The organism is Nocardia brasiliensis IFM 10847 (assembly GCF_000710915.1).
Lineage (GTDB): Bacteria > Actinomycetota > Actinomycetes > Mycobacteriales > Mycobacteriaceae > Nocardia > Nocardia brasiliensis_A.
The window spans coordinates 20,007-36,408 of the sequence record NZ_BAUA01000146.1; the positions used below are offsets into that span (position 1 = coordinate 20,007).

A 16,402-nucleotide genomic window follows, 5' to 3' on the forward strand; every position below is an offset into this window, starting at 1 on the left:
GTCACCCGGAAGGCGCGAGATCCGATCTCGCGGCGCTAGATCGCGGCGACGCGAATTCACAGCCGCCAGCTGATGTCGCGCTGTGGTTGGTACCGGCAGACCAGTCCGAGCGAGACGGTCGCGCGCAGGTGTTCGGCCAGTTCCGGATGGATCCGGTCGATCCGGCGCAGGGTGTCGCGCACCCGGGCGGACACGGTTTTGCGCGCCCGCTCGGCGTCGTCGCCGAGGTGACGGGTGCGTCCGGCCAGGCCCGCGGTGCGGCGCAATTCGTCCAGCAGCGCCGCACGCTCCCGATCCAGTTCGGCGGCGCGGTCGTCACGACCGAGGGTGACCGCGCGGTCGATTTCGGCATCGAGGGTGGTCAGGCGCCGGTGGTAGGCGGCCTTCGCCTGGTCGTCGAGCACGGGGTCGGCGCCGAAGGACTTGGCGGCCTGCACCACCGCGCCGGGATCGGTGGTGCCGAACAGTTCGAGGCTGGGGATGTCGCTGTCCCGGTGGCCGAGCAGCACGTGCAGGTCGCGTAGCCCCTTGGCGTCGGGCAGGTGCACGGTCCGCTCGGCGAAGCGTAGCGTCCAGACGTCGCCGTCGCGCCGGAACTCGTTGTCCGCGAGCATGATCGGCGCGCGCGAAGCGGGTTGTGCGCGGTGCGAGAGCAGGTGTAGCTGCTGCCGTGCCGCGTCGACCCACGGCCGCGCCCGTAACTTGTGCGCCGAATCCGCGGCCGCGGTGAGGTATTCGACGGCGGCCGGGTGGTCACCCGCGGCCGCGGTGAGACGGCCCAGCCAGTAGGAGTACGGGCCGTAGACCGCGCCGCCGCCCGCGACCACCGCCCACCAGGCGGCCAGCGGAATCAGCCTGGCGCGCACCGTCTCGCGCAGTTCGGGATCGTCCAGCACGAGGGCGGCATACGCCTGGGCGACCAGGATGGACGGATGGAAGTGGCGCGGGTGCAATTCGTACATCGCTTGGATATCGCCGACCAGGCCGCGCACCCGGTCGAGGTCGCGGCGGCGAGCGGCGGTGATCAGTTCGGGGACCGCGGTATACGCGACGGCGGTGTCGCGATACCGGTCGACGAACGCCTCGGCCTGCGTCAGATCGCCCGCGAGCAGCGCCAGCGCCCAGCGTTGTTCGAGCCAGAGCGGGCTCAGATCGACCTCGCCGAGCCGCTCGCCGAGCGTGTACGCCTCGTCGATGGCGATGCGCGCGTCGGTGAATCGCCCGGTCAGGGTGGCGAGTGTGCCGGTGCGTGACAGCGCGATGAAACGGAACCGGAGCAATCGGGCCCGCTCCGCGTGGGCGCCGAAGGCGGCCAGTTCGATATGTGCCGCGGGATCGCCGAGTTCCAGCAACGCCGTGAAACGCAATAGCGCGCCTTGTAATTCGAGTTCATCGCCGTGTTCGCGGCGGCCGATCGCGGCGAGTTCGCCGGCGAGCGACAGACGCTCCGCCGCAGTACCGGGCTGCCAGATCGCGTCGTGCCGCGCGAGCAGGGCCGAGGCGAGGGCGGTGTCGTCGCCGGATTCACGTGCCGCTCGGACGGTTTCGGCGCTGACGTGCTCGGCCGCGGCGTGCCGCGCCCGTCCCGTGTGCACCCGCACCCGGGTCGCCGCGGCGCGCACCCGGACCGCGAGCGGGTCGGAGGGCGGGCGTTCGGCGAGCAGCATGCGATACGCCTGATCCATCAGGGCGATCTCGCGCTCGGCCTGATGCTCCGGATCCGGCATCCCGAGTTCGTGCAGCCCCAGGGCGGCCTCGGCGAACAGCTCGGCGGCCGCGCAGGTTCTGGCCGTTGCCAGCAAAGCCTCGTAAGTGCGCCGCGCCGCGGCGAGTTCGCCGGCACCGCTCTGCGCCGCCGCCAGCCCCAATCCGACGGTGCCGCGCAGCTCGGCCTGGTCCGCGGGGAGCAGGGCGAGGGCGCGCCGATAGTGGACGGCGACCTCGCCCGCCGCGAGCCGGCCGCAGGCGTCCGCGGCCGCGTCCAGCAGATAGCGCAGCGTGCGCTGCGGGTCGATCGCGTCGGCCGCCAGATAGGCGTGATGGGCGAGATCGCTCGGGGTCGCCCCGGACACCTCCCGGGGCAGCCGTTCGAGCGCGCCGAGCACGGCCGCGTGCCGCTTCCTGGCCTCGGTGTCGCCGATCCGCGCGATCAGATTCTCCCGCACCAGGTCGTGCACGAACGCGTAACGGTCCGGGCCCGGCGTCGTCAGCAGCCTGGCGCGCACTGCGAGTGCGACGAGGTCGAGCACCTCGCCGAGATCGCGACCCGAACCGGCGGCCACCACCTGCGCGGCGAACTCCCGGCCGACGAGTGCGGCGGTGGTCAGGACGTCGAGCGCGGCGGCGGGCAGCGGGGTCAGTCGCGCGTCGAGCGTTTCGCGCACGCCGGGGGTGAGCGTGTCCAGTGCGCTGCCCGCCTGCCACAGGCGGGCCGCCTGCTCGACCAGGAACGGATTGCCGCCCGAGAGGGTGTGCACCGTGCGGGCGATCTCGTCCGGCGCGCGTGTGCCCGTCGTCTCGTGCACGAACTCGGCGACGTGCTCGACCGGTAGTCCGGTCAGCTCGATCAGTCGCGCCGCAGTCGTCAACTCGCCGAACACTTCTCGCAGCGGATGGCCCGCCACGTCGATGTCGTTGTCCCGCGCGGCCGCGACGATGGTGAGTCGCTCGAACCACGAGTGTCGCGCGACGAACGCCAGCACCGTCAGCGATTCCGGATCCGCTCGATGCAGGTCGTCGATCACCACGATCACCGGGCGCAGCGCGCAGGCGGTGACCAGGGCCTCGGTCACCGCGTCGGCGATGCGGAACAGCGCGCCCTGCGGCGCTTTCGGAAGGCCCGGGTCACCGATCAAGAAGGACAACGCATTACCCGCGGCGGCGTCCACCGCGGCCCACTGCTCGGGTGTCGCGGCGCGGCGCAAACCGCGCAGCACCTGTACCCACGGCCAGAAGCCGGGGGTGCCGTCCCCACTCCAGGCCGTAGCGGTCAGCACGAGCGCGTCGCGCGGGTCCAGGCCGCCGACGACCTCGCCGAGCAACGCCGTCTTGCCGATGCCCGCCTCGCCGGTCACCAGCACCAACCCGCCATGACTGGCGGTGGTGCGCCGTAACTCCTCGCGCAGCAGTGCCGCGTGATGGTCCCGGCCGATCAGCCGCGCTGCCGGCACGCCTGCCTCCTTCGGCGGTGCTATTGCGGAGCCGGTGCCGCCCACATGTTCGTCAGCAGCTGGAAACTCGGCGTGTCGACGAGCGACTGCATGGATTCGTAGATGCGCTGATAGCCGGTCGAGGCGATCCGCCACTGACCGTCGTCGTCGCGCCGGTAGGTATCGGTGTAGTAGCCCGCGCCGCGAATTTTCAGGCCGTACTTGGTCTCCAGCACCGTGTCCTCGAAAGCCCAAGAGCCGACGGCGGTTTTCCCGTCGACGGTGATCTCCGGGTGATTCGCGATATGGACCGTGACGACGGTGGGGCCGAGATTTTCGCGCATGAAGTCCGTGACCGCGACGCGGCCGTCCAAGACGAGCGGTTCCCCCAGCGCGTGCGTGCCGTAGCGCCCGGCCACATCGACGGTGAGGGTGTCGGCGAACTCGTCCCACTGTTTGAGATCGAGGGTCCGGAAATACCGATACTTGAGCTGCCGGACGGCTTCTATGGCGTCGAGATCCATGGCACCAGCGTGGCACGGGCGTACGTCGCAGACAACAACCGGCGCCGGGTGTCCGCCGCGGCCCACTGGGTACTCGGTGTGATGAGGCATGGGCGCGCCAGCGCATGCGCTCACCGTGCCGAATGCCGCACCACCACACAGGAGTCCGCCGTGCACAGTCCGGTCACCTCGGTCCGTCCCACTGATCTCGCCCTCGACCAAGCAGTCGCCCTGCATGCCGCCGCCGTCCGGCTGGCAGACGAATTCGACGGCCTCGTCGCCGACGAGGCCATCGAACAATCCCTGCATTCGGCCTACGAACACGTCGCCGAGCACGCCACGATCGACAATTTCCTGCCGCTGCTCGCCGAGCGCTATACGCGAGAATGGTTGTACGCCTTGGTCGGTCAGCGCAGCTAGCGCAACACCTCGGCGACGATGGTGATACAGCCGCCGGTGGAGATGTGGCCGAGGGCCTCCGCCAGTTCGGCCCCGGTGCGCGGACCGTCGAGCAACTCCTGGATCAGCGCGTGCCGCGGGTCGGCGTATGGGCGCGGCTGAAAGATCCGTAGTCGTCTCCGTAGTTTCCGGGATTTCACCGACCGCCTGGCTCGAGGCACTGTGATGGGCGACACAAAGTGGTGTGCCGGAAACGCACATGCCTAATAGATGTACTTCTAAGCTCTAGGCGAGCACGTGGTGGAGGTGAGCTATGACGGTCGAGGCGGTGCCCCATCCCGAGTCCGGAGCATTGTGGACGGGATCGGTGCCGGCGCCCGCCGCCCGGCCGCCGGTGTCCATGATCGAGCGAATGACGCTGATACTGGACGCTTTCGACGGCTCTACGCCGACCCTGACCCTGCTCGGGCTGTCCGAGCGCACCGGCCTGCCGCGCTCCACCGTGCATCGCATCCTCGACCAGATGATCCGGTTGCGCTGGCTCGCGCACGCACCGGGCGGCTACCGGCTCGGCCTGCGCACGCTCGAGCTCGGCGGACTCGCCGCCGACCACAACGAGATTCGGGACGTGGTCAGCCCGTTGCTGCACGACCTCTGTCAACGCACCGGCATGGGCGGGCATCTCGGTGTGCTGGACGGACGCGAAGTGCTCTACCTGGACAAGGCGGGCGGCCGGTTCGCGGCGAACGTCCCGACCCGGCTCGGCGGCCGGATGCCCGCGCACAGCACCGCGCTCGGCAAGGCGCTGCTGGCCTCGCTGGAACCGAGCATCGTCGAGACCTCGTTGCGCGATCGACTACCTCAGCTGACCGCCCGAACCATCTGCGACAGAACCGATCTACATCGCGAGCTCGGCAAGATCCGGCAGCGGCAGGGCGTGGCGGTCGACAACGAAGAGTCGGTTGCCGGCATCGCCTGTGTCGCCGTCCCGATCCGCGGCCGCGGCGCCGCCGTAGCCGCCCTTTCCCTCTCCGCTCACCTCGACGGCGACCGGAAGTCCCTCGACACCACCCGCCTAGCCCGCGTCCTCATCGAAGTAGCCCACGAGGCGGGCCGCTCCCTGTTCCCCCGCCACGCCCGCTGGCGCTGAGCACCCCGGTACCCGCACCGAGACGGGGCGGGACGGTCAGTGCGGGATGGCGTCGATGATGGCTCGGGCGCCCTGGCGGAGCAGGTCGGCGCCGACGAAGAAGCCGAGGGCTTGCGGGTCTTCGGGGACGCCCCAGTGTTTGGAGTCGAGCCACTGCGCGCCATCGGCGCTGAAAACCTTGCCGTGCAAGGTCAGTCGGCCGGTGCGATCGGTGGTGGCGTAGCCGGCGATGGGGGAGTTGCAGTGGCCCTGCAGGGCGTGCAGCATCGCGCGCTCGGCGTCGGCCTGGCGATGGGTCTCGGCATGATCGAGCTGAGCGCCGAGATCGCGGAGTTGGCTGTCGTCGCTACGGCATTCGAGTGCGATGATGCCCGCGCCGATGGGCGGGCACATGGTCTCGAGGTCGAGCGTCTCGGTGATCCGGTGCTGCTGGCCGACCCGATGCAGGCCGGAGACGGCGGCGATCAACACGTCGACGTGTCCCTCTTCGAGACGCGCCAGCCGGGTATTGACGTTGCCGCGCAACGGCCGCACCGTCAGATGCGGGTAGTGCAGCAGCAACTGCGCGGTCCGGCGCACCGAGCTGGTGCCGACCACGGTCCCCGCGGGCTGCTCGGCGAGCGGGGCGCCGTTGCCGGTGATCACGGCGTCGTGCACGTCGTCGCGCGCCAGGTAACCGGCGAAGGCGAGGCCCTCGGGCACCGGGATATCGCCGGGGATGTCCTTGAGGCAGTGCACCGCGAGGTCGGCGTCGTCCACGAGCAGCGCGTGGTCGATCTCCTTGACGAAGGCGCCCTTGCCGCCGAGCTTGGACAGGTCACCCATCCAGCGGTCACCGGCGGTGGTGACCTTGACCAACTCGCTCTGCACGCCGAGCCGGCCGAGTAACTCGGCGACGTGTTCGGCCTGGGCCAACGCCATGGGGCTGGATCGGGTGGCGATCCGAATAATGCGCGTACGCGACATGTTCGGCACCTTACTCCCAGCCGAACTCCGTTGAGCACCGAGCCTGGCCCGGCGTGACCTGCCACACGTCGGGTCGGATGGCCCCGGTGTGCTGATTATCCGCCCGCGTGACGTTGGCAAGGCGACAATAAGGGCATGTACAGCGACGAACATCAGGAGTTCCGGGCCATGGTCCGGCGTTATCTCGAGCAGAAGATCAACCCGCACGTCGACGAGTGGGAACAGACGGAGATGATGCCGCTGCACGAGATCTTCGCCGATATGGCCAAGCTCGGCATCCTCGGTCTCGAGTACGACCCGGCCTACGCGGGGCAGGGTGCCGACCATTTGTTCACCGTGGTGCTCTGCCAGGAGCTGGGCCGCGTCGCGCACGGCTCGTTCCCGATGGCGCTGGGCGTGCACGTCGCGATGGCGACGCCCTCGTTGCACGCGCACGGCAGCGAGGAACTCAAACAGGAGTATCTGGCCCCGGCCATGCGCGGCGAGACCGTCTGCGGTGTCGCGGTCACCGAGGCCGACGCCGGGTCCGATGTGGCCGGTATCAGAACCCACGCCCGCCGCGACGGCGACGATTGGGTGATCAACGGCTCGAAGATGTTCATCACCAACGCGGTTCAGGCGGACTGGCTGTGCACGCTGGTGCGCACCTCTCCGGAGGGCGGCTATCGCGGCATGAGTCAGATCATCATCCCGACCGACACGCCGGGCTTCCGCGTCGATCGCAAGCTGGACAAGCTGGGCATGCGCGCGTCCGACACCGGCCTGCTCACCTTCGAGGATGTGCGAGTTCCGGTGCGCAACACCATCGGTGAGATCGGCCGCGGCTTCCAGCAGCAGATGTCGCAGTTCGTGATGGAGCGCATGTTCGCCGCGTACAGCGCACCGATCAGCTGTGCCGTGCAATTGGAGTTGACCCGTGACTACGCCAAGCAGCGCAAGGTTTTCGGACAACCGTTGACGGCCAATCAGTATCTGCAGTACACCTACGCCGAACTCGCGGCGCGAGCGGACATGCTGCGCGTCTACACCGAGACCACCGGCCGGTCGTATCGGGACGGCCAGGACGTCACCAGAATGGCGACCATCGCCAAACTGGAGGCAGGGCGACTGTCTCGTCAGGTGGCGGACTGGTGCCTTCAGGTACACGGCGGCATGGGCTACATGACGGAGACTTGGACCTCGCGCGCCTTCCGGGACAGCAGGCTGCTGAGCATCGGCGGCGGTGCCGACGAGGTCATGTTGCGGGTGCTGTCGCTGATGGACGGCTTCGCGTAGCACCGGTGCCGCGAGCGTATTGCGCTGGGGTGCGTGGCATTACGGAGCGGTACGCACACCGGATGATTTCCGGCAGGCTGCGGGAGTGTCCAGGAGGATGCTGGGGATTTGCTTCACGCTTGCTGAAGCGAATGCCTTTCACTGTGTAGATTTTTCGTTCACCGCGTGCGCGCGCCGTTCGGCTGCTTTCCTATGGACGTCAGGATGGAGAGTCCATGAGCAGGTGAACCGGAGTCGGGAGCGATGCACCGGATACCGATCAACCAGCGACACGTCCGTTCGGGGTGGCTGTGGTCCGCGATCGGCCTGGCGGCCATTGCGGGCGTAGCGGTGTGGGTGACCCGGCCCGAGCCGGTGCACTGCGACGTACCGAATGCGATGGCCCAGTCGGCGACACCGTCGAATCCGTTGACCGCCAACAGTATTTGGCCGTCCACCAGCCCGTTGCCGGAGTCGCAGCCCGTCGTGTCGGGTGAGGCGCGGTTCTATTCGTTCGGTCCGGGGGTCTCGTGTTCGTACCCCGACCTTCCGCTGGACGGCTTCTTCGTGGGTATGTCGACATCGGAGTACGGCACGGCCGATCCGTGCGGGGCCTACCTCGACGTCGAGGGCCCGCGGGGCAGCGTGCGGGTGCAGATCGTCGACCGTTGCCCGGGATGTGCTCCGGGACAACTGGATTTGAGCACGGCCGCGTTCACCGAGATCGCCGACCTGTCCGACGGAGTCGCGAAGGTTCGGTACCACGTGGTGCGCAATCCGGAGCCGGTGGCGGAGCTGACCTACGAGGTGAAACCCGATGCCACCGCCGCCTGGTTCGCCATCCTGTTCGGTGGTACCGGGAATCCGTTGCGCGAGGTCGCGATTCGGCCTGCGACGGGCGGGGCGTGGCAGCCCCTGACCCGCGGCATGGACAACTACTGGACCGTCTCCCGGGCGGGGACGGGTCCGTTCGCCGCGCGTCTCACCGATATCCACGGCAACCAGGCCGAGATCACCGGCATCACGGTGGAACCGGGGATGCGACCGACCGGTGCGCGTCTCTACCGCGAGTCACCGCCCGTGGTCGTGCCGGAGCCGACCGAGCCGCCGGTCGTGTCGCCGACCAGCCTGGCCGCCGCGCCGCCGCCGCAATCATCGTCGAACGCGACCCCGGCGGGCTGTAAACCGTGACCGTGCTCAGTCGCGAATGCTCTTGCGCAACTGGCGGAATCGGTCGTCGGTGAAGACCGGACCGGTGTACAGGGGAGCGTCGCCTTGGCCGTAGACCCGGATGGTCAGGTGCTGGGTCGCCGCGTACTCCTCGCCGCGCCGGTCACTGCGGAACAGCACGTCCAGAATCTCGTCGGACCGTGCTCCGGCGGCGCGCAGCCGGTTCATCGTGCGTAGGTACGGCAGCTCGAGATCGGTTGTGGCGGCGAAGGTATGGGCCACGAGATTTACCGGGACCGCGGTGCCGTCGCGGTCGCGGACCTCCACCCGGGTGACGCCCGGCGCCACCGCCCCGCACAATCCGGCCGGCATCACCCAGCGGATGGCGAACGGGCGCAGCGTGAAGTCCTCACGGTGTCCGCCCGCGGTGGTGATGCTGAAGAGCGCGAGCTCGCCCTCCCGGAAGACGAAGTCGGCCTCGTCGCCCGAGTCGTGGTAGGCGAGCAGCCTGCCCTCGGTCGTGCCCGGTGCGATCCGCGCGCCCGGGTGCCAGCCGGAATGCGAAACCTGCAGCACTGGTGCGCCGTTCAGCTCGGCCGCCCGGTAGGCGCCGGCGAAGCCCTGCAGCGCGGCCAGCCATTGCCGCCGGTGCCGCTCATCGTCGTCCGGCTCGAACCGGGAGAGGCGTTGTTGCTCTCGCCGGCCGATCGATGTACTGGGCGCCGACCCCCGCCGTCGGCCCCGATCGCACTTTCTCCACATCTCCCTGGCCTCGTTTGTCGAACTGTCCCTCGCCGACGAGGCCCTGCGCCGGGAATCGCTGCCGAAGGCTGCCCGAGCCTACGGGTGCCGTGCGGACCGGACAACCACCGTGACCTGCGGGATGATCTGCCGATTATGCGCCGATCACCGCAATGTCGCGGCCAATGCCAAACCTGCGGCCCGCCCGGAGAAGATGCAGCCGCCGAGGAAGGTGCCCTCCAGCGCGTTGTAACCGTGCACCCCGCCGCCGCCGAAACCGGCCACCTCGCCCGCGGCGTAGAGACCGGGAAAAGCGCTGCCGTCCTGCCGGATCACCTGTGAGTCGAGGTTGGTCTGCAAGCCGCCCAGCGTCTTTCGCGTGAGGATATTCAACCGCACCGCGATGAGCGGGCCCGCGGCGGGGTCGAGGATCCGGTGCGGCTTGGCGACGCGTCCTGCCTTGTCGCCGAAGTACTGGCGCGCGTTGGTGATCGCCATCAGCTGGCTGTCTTTGGAGTACTTGTTGGTGACGTCGCGGTCCCGCGCGACGATCTGCCGCTCCAGCGTGTCGTGATCCAGCTGCGGACCGCGGGCGATCTTGTTCATCCCGGCGACCAGCTCCCGCAGCGTGTCCGCGACCACGAAGTCGACGCCGTGCTGCTTGAACGCTTCGACCGGGCCCGGCGCACCCTTGGCGATGCGGCTCTTGAGGGTGAGTTTGAGGTCCTTGCCGGTGATGTCGGGGTTCTGCTCGGAACCCGACAGCGCGAACTCCTTCTCGATGATCGACTGGGTCAGTACGAACCAGGAGTAGTCGTAGCCGGTGGACAGGATCTCCTTCATGGTCGCGTTGGTGTCGTAACCCGGGAAACACGGCGCGGGCAAACGCCTTCCGTTCGCGTCGAACCACATCGAGGACGGGCCGGGGATGATCCGGATGGCGTGATCGGGCCAGATCGGATCCCAGTTGACGATGCCTTCGGTGTAGTGCCACATGCGATCCCGGTTGACGATGGCGCCGCCGGCCGCCTCGGTGATGCCGAGCATCCGTCCGTCCACGTGCGCGGGCACGCCGGAGATCATGGTCTCCGGGCATTTGCCGAGCCGCTCGACCGGCCAGTTGCGCCGGATCAACTCGTGATTGTGCCCGATGCCGCCGGAGGTGACGATCACTGCCTGCGCACGGAACTCGAACTCGCGCACTACGTTTCGAGGCGACGCGTGGCCACGCGCCAAATCGCTGGGCTCCAGCACCCCGCCGCGGACGCCGACGACCGCGCCGTCCTCGACGATCAACTCGTCGACCCGGTGGCGGAAGCCGAAGCCGACCAGTCCGCGCCGTTCCCCATCGAGCACGGGTTCGGCGAAGACCCGCACCACCTCCGGCCCGGTGCCCCAGGTGAGATGGAACCGCGGCACCGAGTTGCCGTGCCCGTCCGCGAAACCACCGCCGCGCTCGGCCCAGCCGATCACGGGGGTGATCCGCAGGCCGAGTTCGTGCAGGTAGTCACGCTTCTCGGTGGCGGCGAAACGGACATAGGCCCGGGCCCACTGCCGTGCCCACAGGTCCTCGTCGTCGCGGTCGAAACCGGCCGAGCCGAGCCAATCCTGCAGCGCCAGTTCGTAGGAGTCCTTGATCCCGAGCCGGCGCTGCTCGGGGGTGTCCACCATGAACAGCCCACCGAGTGACCAGAACGCCTGCCCACCGAGATTGTTGCGGTTCTCCTGATCGAGCACGAGCACCTTGCGGCCCGCCTTGACCAGCTCGTGCGTCGCGACGAGGCCGGCCAGCCCGGCGCCGACGACGATGACGTCGGCCTGCTGTGCGAATTCGGCGGTGCTGTCGGTCATCTTCATCCTTCGGTTCCGGTGCTATAGGCCAGCACGACGTGGTAGATGAGCTCGGTGCGCCGCTTGCGCACCGCGCGGCTGCGCGGTTCCATCAGGACCTGCACGCTGGTGCCGTCGTGCACCGCGACGAGGGCCTGGCCGAGCGCCGCCGGATCGGGGACCGCGCGGCCGATCCGGGCCAGGCCGGCGACGACGGCCGGCATCAGCGCGGCGCTGATCGCCTCTTCGCGCGCGGCCATCACCCGGCGTAGTTCGGGATGGCGCAGCGCGTGCGCGGTGAACTCCGCGGTGATCCGGTACCAGCCCTCGTCGATGGGCACCGCGCGTGCCATCCGTTCGATCGCGGTGCGCAGGTCGTCGTCACCGCCGATCAGCATGTCGTCGAGGACGCGCTTGATATCGGCGAGCATGGCGGCCGACCGCTGTTCCCACATCGCCAGGAACAGTTCGTCGAGCGAGACGAAATTGGAATAGAAGGCGCCGCGGGTGAAGCCGGCGCGTTCGCAGACCCGTTCCACGGTGGCCTTGCCGAAGCCCTCCTCGCTGAAAGCCTCGTACGCGGCGGTCAGCAGCCGCTCGCGGGTTTCGGCGCGGCGGCGGGTGACCCGGCTCGTCGCGGTTCCCGGTGGGGTGGACGACGCCATGGGCACCTCCTCGGGCGGGACCGGCCGCGAAGGTTCGAGCCGGTCGGTTGGATACAAAACTGTATTCAATACACAAATGTATCAGAACCGGTGCGGCGACAGTCTGAAATCGGTTGAGTAGGGTTTACGCAGCATCGAATTGCCAGTGCGGCTCGGCCAGGTGTCCCGGGGACGAGGAGAGTTGAGCATGAACGAGGTTGCGCGGTCGGGATCGATGACCGGATGGCGGGTCCGTCGCCCGGGGCCGATCGATGCGGGGCCGCTGGATCGGGTGCGCGAACCCGTGCCGGAGCCGCCCGCCGACGAACTGCTGGTGCGGGTGCTGGCCTGCGGCGTCTGCCGGACGGACCTGCACGTCGCCGAGGGGGATCTGCCCGTGCATCGCGCCGGGGTGGTGCCCGGGCACGAGGTGGTCGGGGAGGTGGTAGCGGTCGGCTCGGCGGTCGGCGCGAGTGCCGACGAGCGTCGCGCGGACGGCTTCGCCGTGGGCGACCGGGTCGGCATCGCCTGGCTGCGGCACACCTGCGGCGCCTGCAAGTACTGTCTTCGCGGACTCGAAAACCTTTGTCCCCGTTCGAATTACACGGGCTGGGACGCAGACGGCGGATACGCCGAATATGCCACTGTGCCAGCCGATTACGCGCTGCGCCTGCCGGAGAACTACACCGACGAGGAAACGGCGCCGCTGCTCTGCGCCGGCATCATCGGCTATCGCTCACTGCAGCGCGCGCAGCTGCCGCCCGGTGGTCGCCTCGGCATCTACGGTTTCGGCGGCAGCGCGCACATCGCCGCGCAGGTCGCCCTCGCGCGCGGCGCCGAGGTGCATGTGATGACCCGGGATCCGGCCGCGCAGGAGCTGGCGCGCGCCCTCGGTGCCGCGTCGGCGCAGGGCGCGGCGGATCCGCCTCCGGTGCAACTCGATTCGGCGATCTTGTTCGCGCCGGTGGGCGCGCTGGTGCCGCCTGCGCTGGCCGCGCTCGACCGGGGCGGCATTCTGGCGATCGCGGGTATTCATCTGAGCGACATCCCGGCGTTGAATTATCAGCGGCATCTGTTCCAGGAGCGGGAAATTCGCTCGGTCACCGCGAACACCCGGGCCGACGCGCGTGAATTTCTCGCGCTCGCAGGCGAACACCGCATAGAAGTGACCGCCCGTGGGTACTCCCTGGGCAGGGCAGATCAGGCCCTGGCCGATCTCGCCCACGGACGATTCACTGGCGCAGCGGTTCTCGTTCCGTAGAAAAGATTAGCCAGGACACGATTCGGCGTTGAGTCCGCATCGTTCGGGTCGACTTCCTTGACGACCTACTCAGCCGTTCTTACCTTCGCAGATATAGCCGAGTGGCACTTGTCGCTGACAAGTGTCACTCGGCTTCTCACAACGGCGTGAGTGGGTGATCACGATGGCAAACCGGAAGGTAATTCATTTCGAAAAGTGGCGGGTGGTACGAGTATTCATCGTGCTACTGCTGGCCGCGGGTTTCGGAGCGACGACGGGATCGCCCGCATGGGCGTCACCCTGCGCCGCGATCGACGTGGTAGTCGCACGGGGAACACAGGAACCCGGCTACCTCGGCGCCGCGGTCGGGGACCCGCTCTACGGCACGTTGCTGCAGGCGCTACCGGTGAGCTCCACCGCGTATCGTGTGAATTATCCTGCGGACCTGCTGGATCCGGCGTCGGTGAGCCGCGGCACCCACGACATGACCGCTCACCTGCTGTGGCAGGCGGCGGCGTGCCCGGACCAGCGGTTCATCCTGGTCGGCTATTCGCAGGGTGCGGTCGTCACGCACGGCGTCCTCGGCACCGGCGCGGTGACGGCACTCGGCGGCATGGCGGTGTTGCCGGGCGAACTGGCATCGCGCGTGGCCGCGGTGCTGCTCTTCGGTGATCCGGTCCGGCTGATCGGCTGGCACGTGCCCGGCCAGTACGCCTGGCGCACCGGAAACTACTGCACGGGTGGCGATCCCGTCTGCGGCGGTGGTCTCGACCCGACGCAGCACGGCAACTACGGCTGGGCCATGTGGCCGGCCGCCCAGTTCGCGGCGGACCGAGTGTAGTTCCCCGCCGGGAAATCCGCGGTGGGGCCGATCCGGCCCCACCGCACCGGCATTTTCCCCGCCGGGCGCCGCAATTTCTCTGAAACACCGGTAGTCCTTTTCGATTCGGACACGGTGTGGCGAAATCCCGTGGAACGCGCGGAGTTCGGGTGGTGTGGCCGCGAGCGGGCGTGATAGGAACAGCGAATGTCCGATGATCCCGACATCGCACAAGCCCGGGTATTTCTCGACTTGCTTGCCACCCACGCGCGCGGGCTCGCCCGCGCAATCAGTACTGCCGAACGGAGTTTCCAAACGCAGCGGCTGCGTGAACTCCATGCGGAGATGCACACGGTTCGGCACTGCATCGCGCGAATACACTATCGGTATCCCGATATCGTGCCGAACCGTCAGGCCCGCGTCTGATCCGGTCGCCCGCAATTTGCGCATGGGCGTCACCGGAATTCAAATGTCGGTGACTACCACTGCAATCCGGGCACCACCCGGGCCACCCGCGCCGCGGGGCCGGGCAGTGCCATCAGTGGCATGAGCACCGGCGCGAGCATGGTCAGCGGGCTGCGGCCGCGCTCTCCGGACGGTTCGGCCGCTGCGGACCGCGCGGGCGCGACGGCTTTGTTGCCCTGTGCCGCATGGGATTCCCCGAACAGGCGGAAGCCCTGGTGCAGGATCGTCCGCTTCACCGACGGCATCAGCAGATCGACGGCCTGGGCGAAGGTGCCGACCGGGGTGTCGATGCGGTGCGGGCGATCCTCCAGCGCGCGCACCACGATGGCGGCGGCCTGGTCCGGATCGGGGACCGGCAGCGAACGGTAGAGATCGGTCGGCGCGATCATCGGCGTGCGCACGAGCGGCATCCGCACCGAGGTGAAAGTGATGCCCGCGTCCCGGTTCTCGACCGCCGCGATCTCGCTGAAGTTGTCCAGCGCCGATTTGCTCGCGACATACGCCGCGAAACGGGGCACCTTGGTCTGCACGGCGATCGAGGAGATGTTGACGACGTGGCCGAAGCGCCGGGCCCGCATCGACGGCAGCAGGGCCAGGATCAGCCGGACCGCGCCGAAGTAGTTCACCGCCATGGTCCGCTCGAAATCGTGCATGCGATCGGTGGAGTTGAGCACCGAGCGGCGGATCGATCGGCCCGCGTTGTTCACCAGGTAGTCGACGTGGCCGTGTTCGGTGAGCACGGCGCGCACCAGCGACTCGACCGCGTCGGCGTCGGTGATGTCGCACGGATAGTCGTGGGCCACACCGCCTTCCGCGCGCACAGAGTCGGCGGCGTCGGACAGGTCGTCCTTGCCGCGGGCCACCATGAGCACGGTGGCGCCGCGCCGGGCGACCGCGTGCGCGGTGGCCAGCCCGATACCCGAGGAGGCGCCGGTGATGAGCACGATCCGGCCGCTGAGCGGATCGTCGCTGATCTCGGGGCGGTCGCGATGGGTGTCCAGATGTGCACGCCAGTAACTCCAGAGCCGCTCGGCGTAGCTCTCGAACGGCGGCACGCTCAGCCCGGAGCCGCGCAACTGCGCCCGGGTGGAATCGGAGATGAACTCGGCGGCGAAGGAGGTGTGCGGTGCGACGGCCGCGGGAATGCCCAACTGCTCCAACAGGAAATCGCGCACCGAGGCGACGCCGGGCAACTGTGCCAGCCCGGTCAGCGCCAGCGCGCTACCCGGCACCACGCCGATGCCGGTGGGGGCGCCCGCCGCCGCGGCGAGCGCGCCGTACACCGCGCTGAACGGCTGCGGCTCCGGGTTGACCAGATGGAAGGTGCGCCCGTCGAGCCCGGGCCTGCGGATCAGCGTGGCCATAGCGGCGGCGACGTAGTCGACGGGGACGATGTTGGTCGCGCCGAGATCGGGCAGCGGCATCGGCAGTTCCGACGGCAGCGCCGCGAGCTTGGCGATGGCGGAGAAGAAGTAGTAGGGACCGTCGATCTTGTCCATCTCGCCGGTGCGTGAATCGCCGACCACGATCGCGGGCCGGTACACCCGCCAGCGCAGGCCCTGCGCCTCGCGCACCAGCTGCTCGGCGGCGAACTTGGTGCGGTGGTAGGGCGAGGTGAGCCGCTGACCGAGGTCGAAGTCCTCTTCGAAGAACTTGCCCTTGTGGTCGCCGGCCACCGCGACCGATGAAACATGGTGCAGCACAGCGCCGATCCGGCGGGCCAGGGCGATCACCGAGCGAGTGCCCGCGACATTGGCGGCGTGCGCGGTGTCCTCGTCGGCGGTCATGTCGTAGACGGCGCCGAGATGGATCACGTGCTCGGCCGCCGGCGCCTCCCGGGTGAGCCCGAGTTCGTCCGCTGTGAGGTCGCCGACCAGGGAGAACACCCGTTCGCCGCCGTGCCACGCGGTGGCCAGGTCAGCAAACTTCTGCAGCGAGCCCGCGCGCACCAGTACATGGACCACGGCGTCGGGATCGTGGTCCAGCAGCTCCTGGACGACCCGTCGTCCCAAGAATCCGGTACCGCCCGTGACGATGTAGGTAGCCATCGGCCTCTCCTGCTGTTCACTCG

15 protein-coding genes are annotated in these 16,402 nt (G+C 68.8%); 7 read left to right on the forward strand and 8 right to left on the reverse strand.

What is annotated here, in order from left to right; all coding sequences use genetic code 11:
* Positions 1-56: 56 nt before the first annotated feature.
* Positions 57-3,170 (reverse strand): ATP-binding protein, encoded by a 3,114-nt coding sequence (locus NBRGI_RS27860; protein WP_029900170.1) that lies wholly within the window; start codon positions 3,168-3,170, stop codon positions 57-59.
* Between the two features lie 20 nt (positions 3,171-3,190).
* Positions 3,191-3,673, reverse strand: a complete 483-nt coding sequence (locus NBRGI_RS27865) for a nuclear transport factor 2 family protein (RefSeq protein WP_029900171.1) — start codon at positions 3,671-3,673, stop codon at positions 3,191-3,193.
* A gap of 150 nt (positions 3,674-3,823) precedes the next feature.
* Between NBRGI_RS27865 and NBRGI_RS48480 the strand changes: the two genes are divergently transcribed.
* A complete protein-coding gene (locus tag NBRGI_RS48480; protein ID WP_162483027.1) occupies positions 3,824-4,072 on the forward strand; it encodes a three-helix bundle dimerization domain-containing protein in 249 nt (82 codons plus the stop codon).
* Here the strand turns inward: NBRGI_RS48480 and NBRGI_RS47690 are convergent.
* Positions 4,069-4,251 (reverse strand): hypothetical protein, encoded by a 183-nt coding sequence (locus NBRGI_RS47690; protein WP_200882229.1) that lies wholly within the window; start codon positions 4,249-4,251, stop codon positions 4,069-4,071. The genes NBRGI_RS48480 and NBRGI_RS47690 overlap by 4 nt on opposite strands.
* Before the next feature lie 113 nt (positions 4,252-4,364).
* On the opposite strand from NBRGI_RS47690, the gene NBRGI_RS27880 reads away from it, so the two are divergent.
* On the forward strand, positions 4,365-5,201 hold the full coding sequence (locus NBRGI_RS27880; protein ID WP_029900173.1) for an IclR family transcriptional regulator: 837 nt from the start codon (positions 4,365-4,367) through the stop codon (positions 5,199-5,201).
* Between the two features lie 36 nt (positions 5,202-5,237).
* Here NBRGI_RS27880 and hemC read toward each other — a convergent pair whose 3' ends face one another.
* A complete protein-coding gene (gene hemC / locus NBRGI_RS27885) occupies positions 5,238-6,167 on the reverse strand; it encodes a hydroxymethylbilane synthase (RefSeq protein WP_029900174.1) in 930 nt (309 codons plus the stop codon).
* A gap of 135 nt (positions 6,168-6,302) precedes the next feature.
* Here hemC and NBRGI_RS27890 point away from each other — a divergent pair, with 135 nt between their 5' ends.
* Complete coding sequence (locus tag NBRGI_RS27890) at positions 6,303-7,442, forward strand: acyl-CoA dehydrogenase family protein (RefSeq protein ID WP_029900175.1); 1,140 nt, start codon at positions 6,303-6,305, stop codon at positions 7,440-7,442.
* Between the two features lie 243 nt (positions 7,443-7,685).
* Positions 7,686-8,612, forward strand: a complete 927-nt coding sequence (locus NBRGI_RS27895) for an expansin EXLX1 family cellulose-binding protein (protein ID WP_051728076.1) — start codon at positions 7,686-7,688, stop codon at positions 8,610-8,612.
* A 6-nt stretch (positions 8,613-8,618) separates the two neighbouring features.
* Here NBRGI_RS27895 and NBRGI_RS27900 read toward each other — a convergent pair whose 3' ends face one another.
* The 3 genes from NBRGI_RS27900 to NBRGI_RS27910 form a co-directional block, all read right to left on the reverse strand.
* Positions 8,619-9,353 carry a hypothetical protein gene (locus NBRGI_RS27900; protein ID WP_051728077.1) on the reverse strand — a complete coding sequence of 245 codons (735 nt, stop codon included), beginning with the start codon at positions 9,351-9,353 and terminating at the stop codon, positions 8,619-8,621.
* 144 nt (positions 9,354-9,497) lie between these two features.
* Positions 9,498-11,189: an FAD-binding dehydrogenase gene (locus NBRGI_RS27905; protein WP_081878260.1), complete on the reverse strand. Its 1,692-nt coding sequence runs from the start codon at positions 11,187-11,189 to the stop codon at positions 9,498-9,500.
* Complete coding sequence (locus NBRGI_RS27910) at positions 11,186-11,827, reverse strand: TetR/AcrR family transcriptional regulator (protein WP_029900179.1); 642 nt, start codon at positions 11,825-11,827, stop codon at positions 11,186-11,188. Before NBRGI_RS27910 ends, NBRGI_RS27905 begins: the two co-directional genes overlap by 4 nt.
* 214 nt (positions 11,828-12,041) lie before the next feature.
* On the opposite strand from NBRGI_RS27910, the gene NBRGI_RS27915 reads away from it, so the two are divergent.
* The 3 genes from NBRGI_RS27915 (at position 12,042) to NBRGI_RS47695 (ending at position 14,292) form a co-directional block, all read left to right on the forward strand.
* Complete coding sequence (locus NBRGI_RS27915; protein WP_029900180.1) at positions 12,042-13,067, forward strand: zinc-binding alcohol dehydrogenase family protein; 1,026 nt, start codon at positions 12,042-12,044, stop codon at positions 13,065-13,067.
* Between the two features lie 202 nt (positions 13,068-13,269).
* Positions 13,270-13,887, forward strand: a complete 618-nt coding sequence (locus tag NBRGI_RS27920; protein WP_029900181.1) for a cutinase family protein — start codon at positions 13,270-13,272, stop codon at positions 13,885-13,887.
* Positions 13,888-14,073: 186 nt separating this feature from the next.
* Positions 14,074-14,292 (forward strand): hypothetical protein, encoded by a 219-nt coding sequence (locus NBRGI_RS47695; RefSeq protein ID WP_148310968.1) that lies wholly within the window; start codon positions 14,074-14,076, stop codon positions 14,290-14,292.
* 53 nt (positions 14,293-14,345) lie between these two features.
* Here the strand turns inward: NBRGI_RS47695 and NBRGI_RS27925 are convergent, their stop codons facing one another.
* Positions 14,346-16,379 (reverse strand): SDR family oxidoreductase, encoded by a 2,034-nt coding sequence (locus NBRGI_RS27925; protein WP_029900182.1) that lies wholly within the window; start codon positions 16,377-16,379, stop codon positions 14,346-14,348.
* Positions 16,380-16,402: the final 23 nt, after the last annotated feature.

Excerpts from the sequence above, each read along its gene's own strand:
- NBRGI_RS27865 (WP_029900171.1), bottom strand. The coding sequence starts at position 3,673 with ATGGATCTCGACGCCATAGAAGCCGTCCGGCAGCTCAAGTATCGGTAT.
- NBRGI_RS27880 (WP_029900173.1), top strand. The coding sequence starts at position 4,365 with ATGACGGTCGAGGCGGTGCCCCATCCCGAGTCCGGAGCATTGTGGACG.
- hemC (WP_029900174.1), bottom strand. The coding sequence starts at position 6,167 with ATGTCGCGTACGCGCATTATTCGGATCGCCACCCGATCCAGCCCCATG.
- NBRGI_RS27890 (WP_029900175.1), top strand. The coding sequence starts at position 6,303 with ATGTACAGCGACGAACATCAGGAGTTCCGGGCCATGGTCCGGCGTTAT.
- NBRGI_RS27895 (WP_051728076.1), top strand. The coding sequence starts at position 7,686 with ATGCACCGGATACCGATCAACCAGCGACACGTCCGTTCGGGGTGGCTG.
- NBRGI_RS27900 (WP_051728077.1), bottom strand. The coding sequence starts at position 9,353 with ATGTGGAGAAAGTGCGATCGGGGCCGACGGCGGGGGTCGGCGCCCAGT.
- NBRGI_RS27905 (WP_081878260.1), bottom strand. The coding sequence starts at position 11,189 with ATGAAGATGACCGACAGCACCGCCGAATTCGCACAGCAGGCCGACGTC.
- NBRGI_RS27910 (WP_029900179.1), bottom strand. The coding sequence starts at position 11,827 with ATGGCGTCGTCCACCCCACCGGGAACCGCGACGAGCCGGGTCACCCGC.
- NBRGI_RS27915 (WP_029900180.1), top strand. The coding sequence starts at position 12,042 with ATGACCGGATGGCGGGTCCGTCGCCCGGGGCCGATCGATGCGGGGCCG.
- NBRGI_RS47695 (WP_148310968.1), top strand. The coding sequence starts at position 14,074 with ATGTCCGATGATCCCGACATCGCACAAGCCCGGGTATTTCTCGACTTG.
- NBRGI_RS27925 (WP_029900182.1), bottom strand. The coding sequence starts at position 16,379 with ATGGCTACCTACATCGTCACGGGCGGTACCGGATTCTTGGGACGACGG.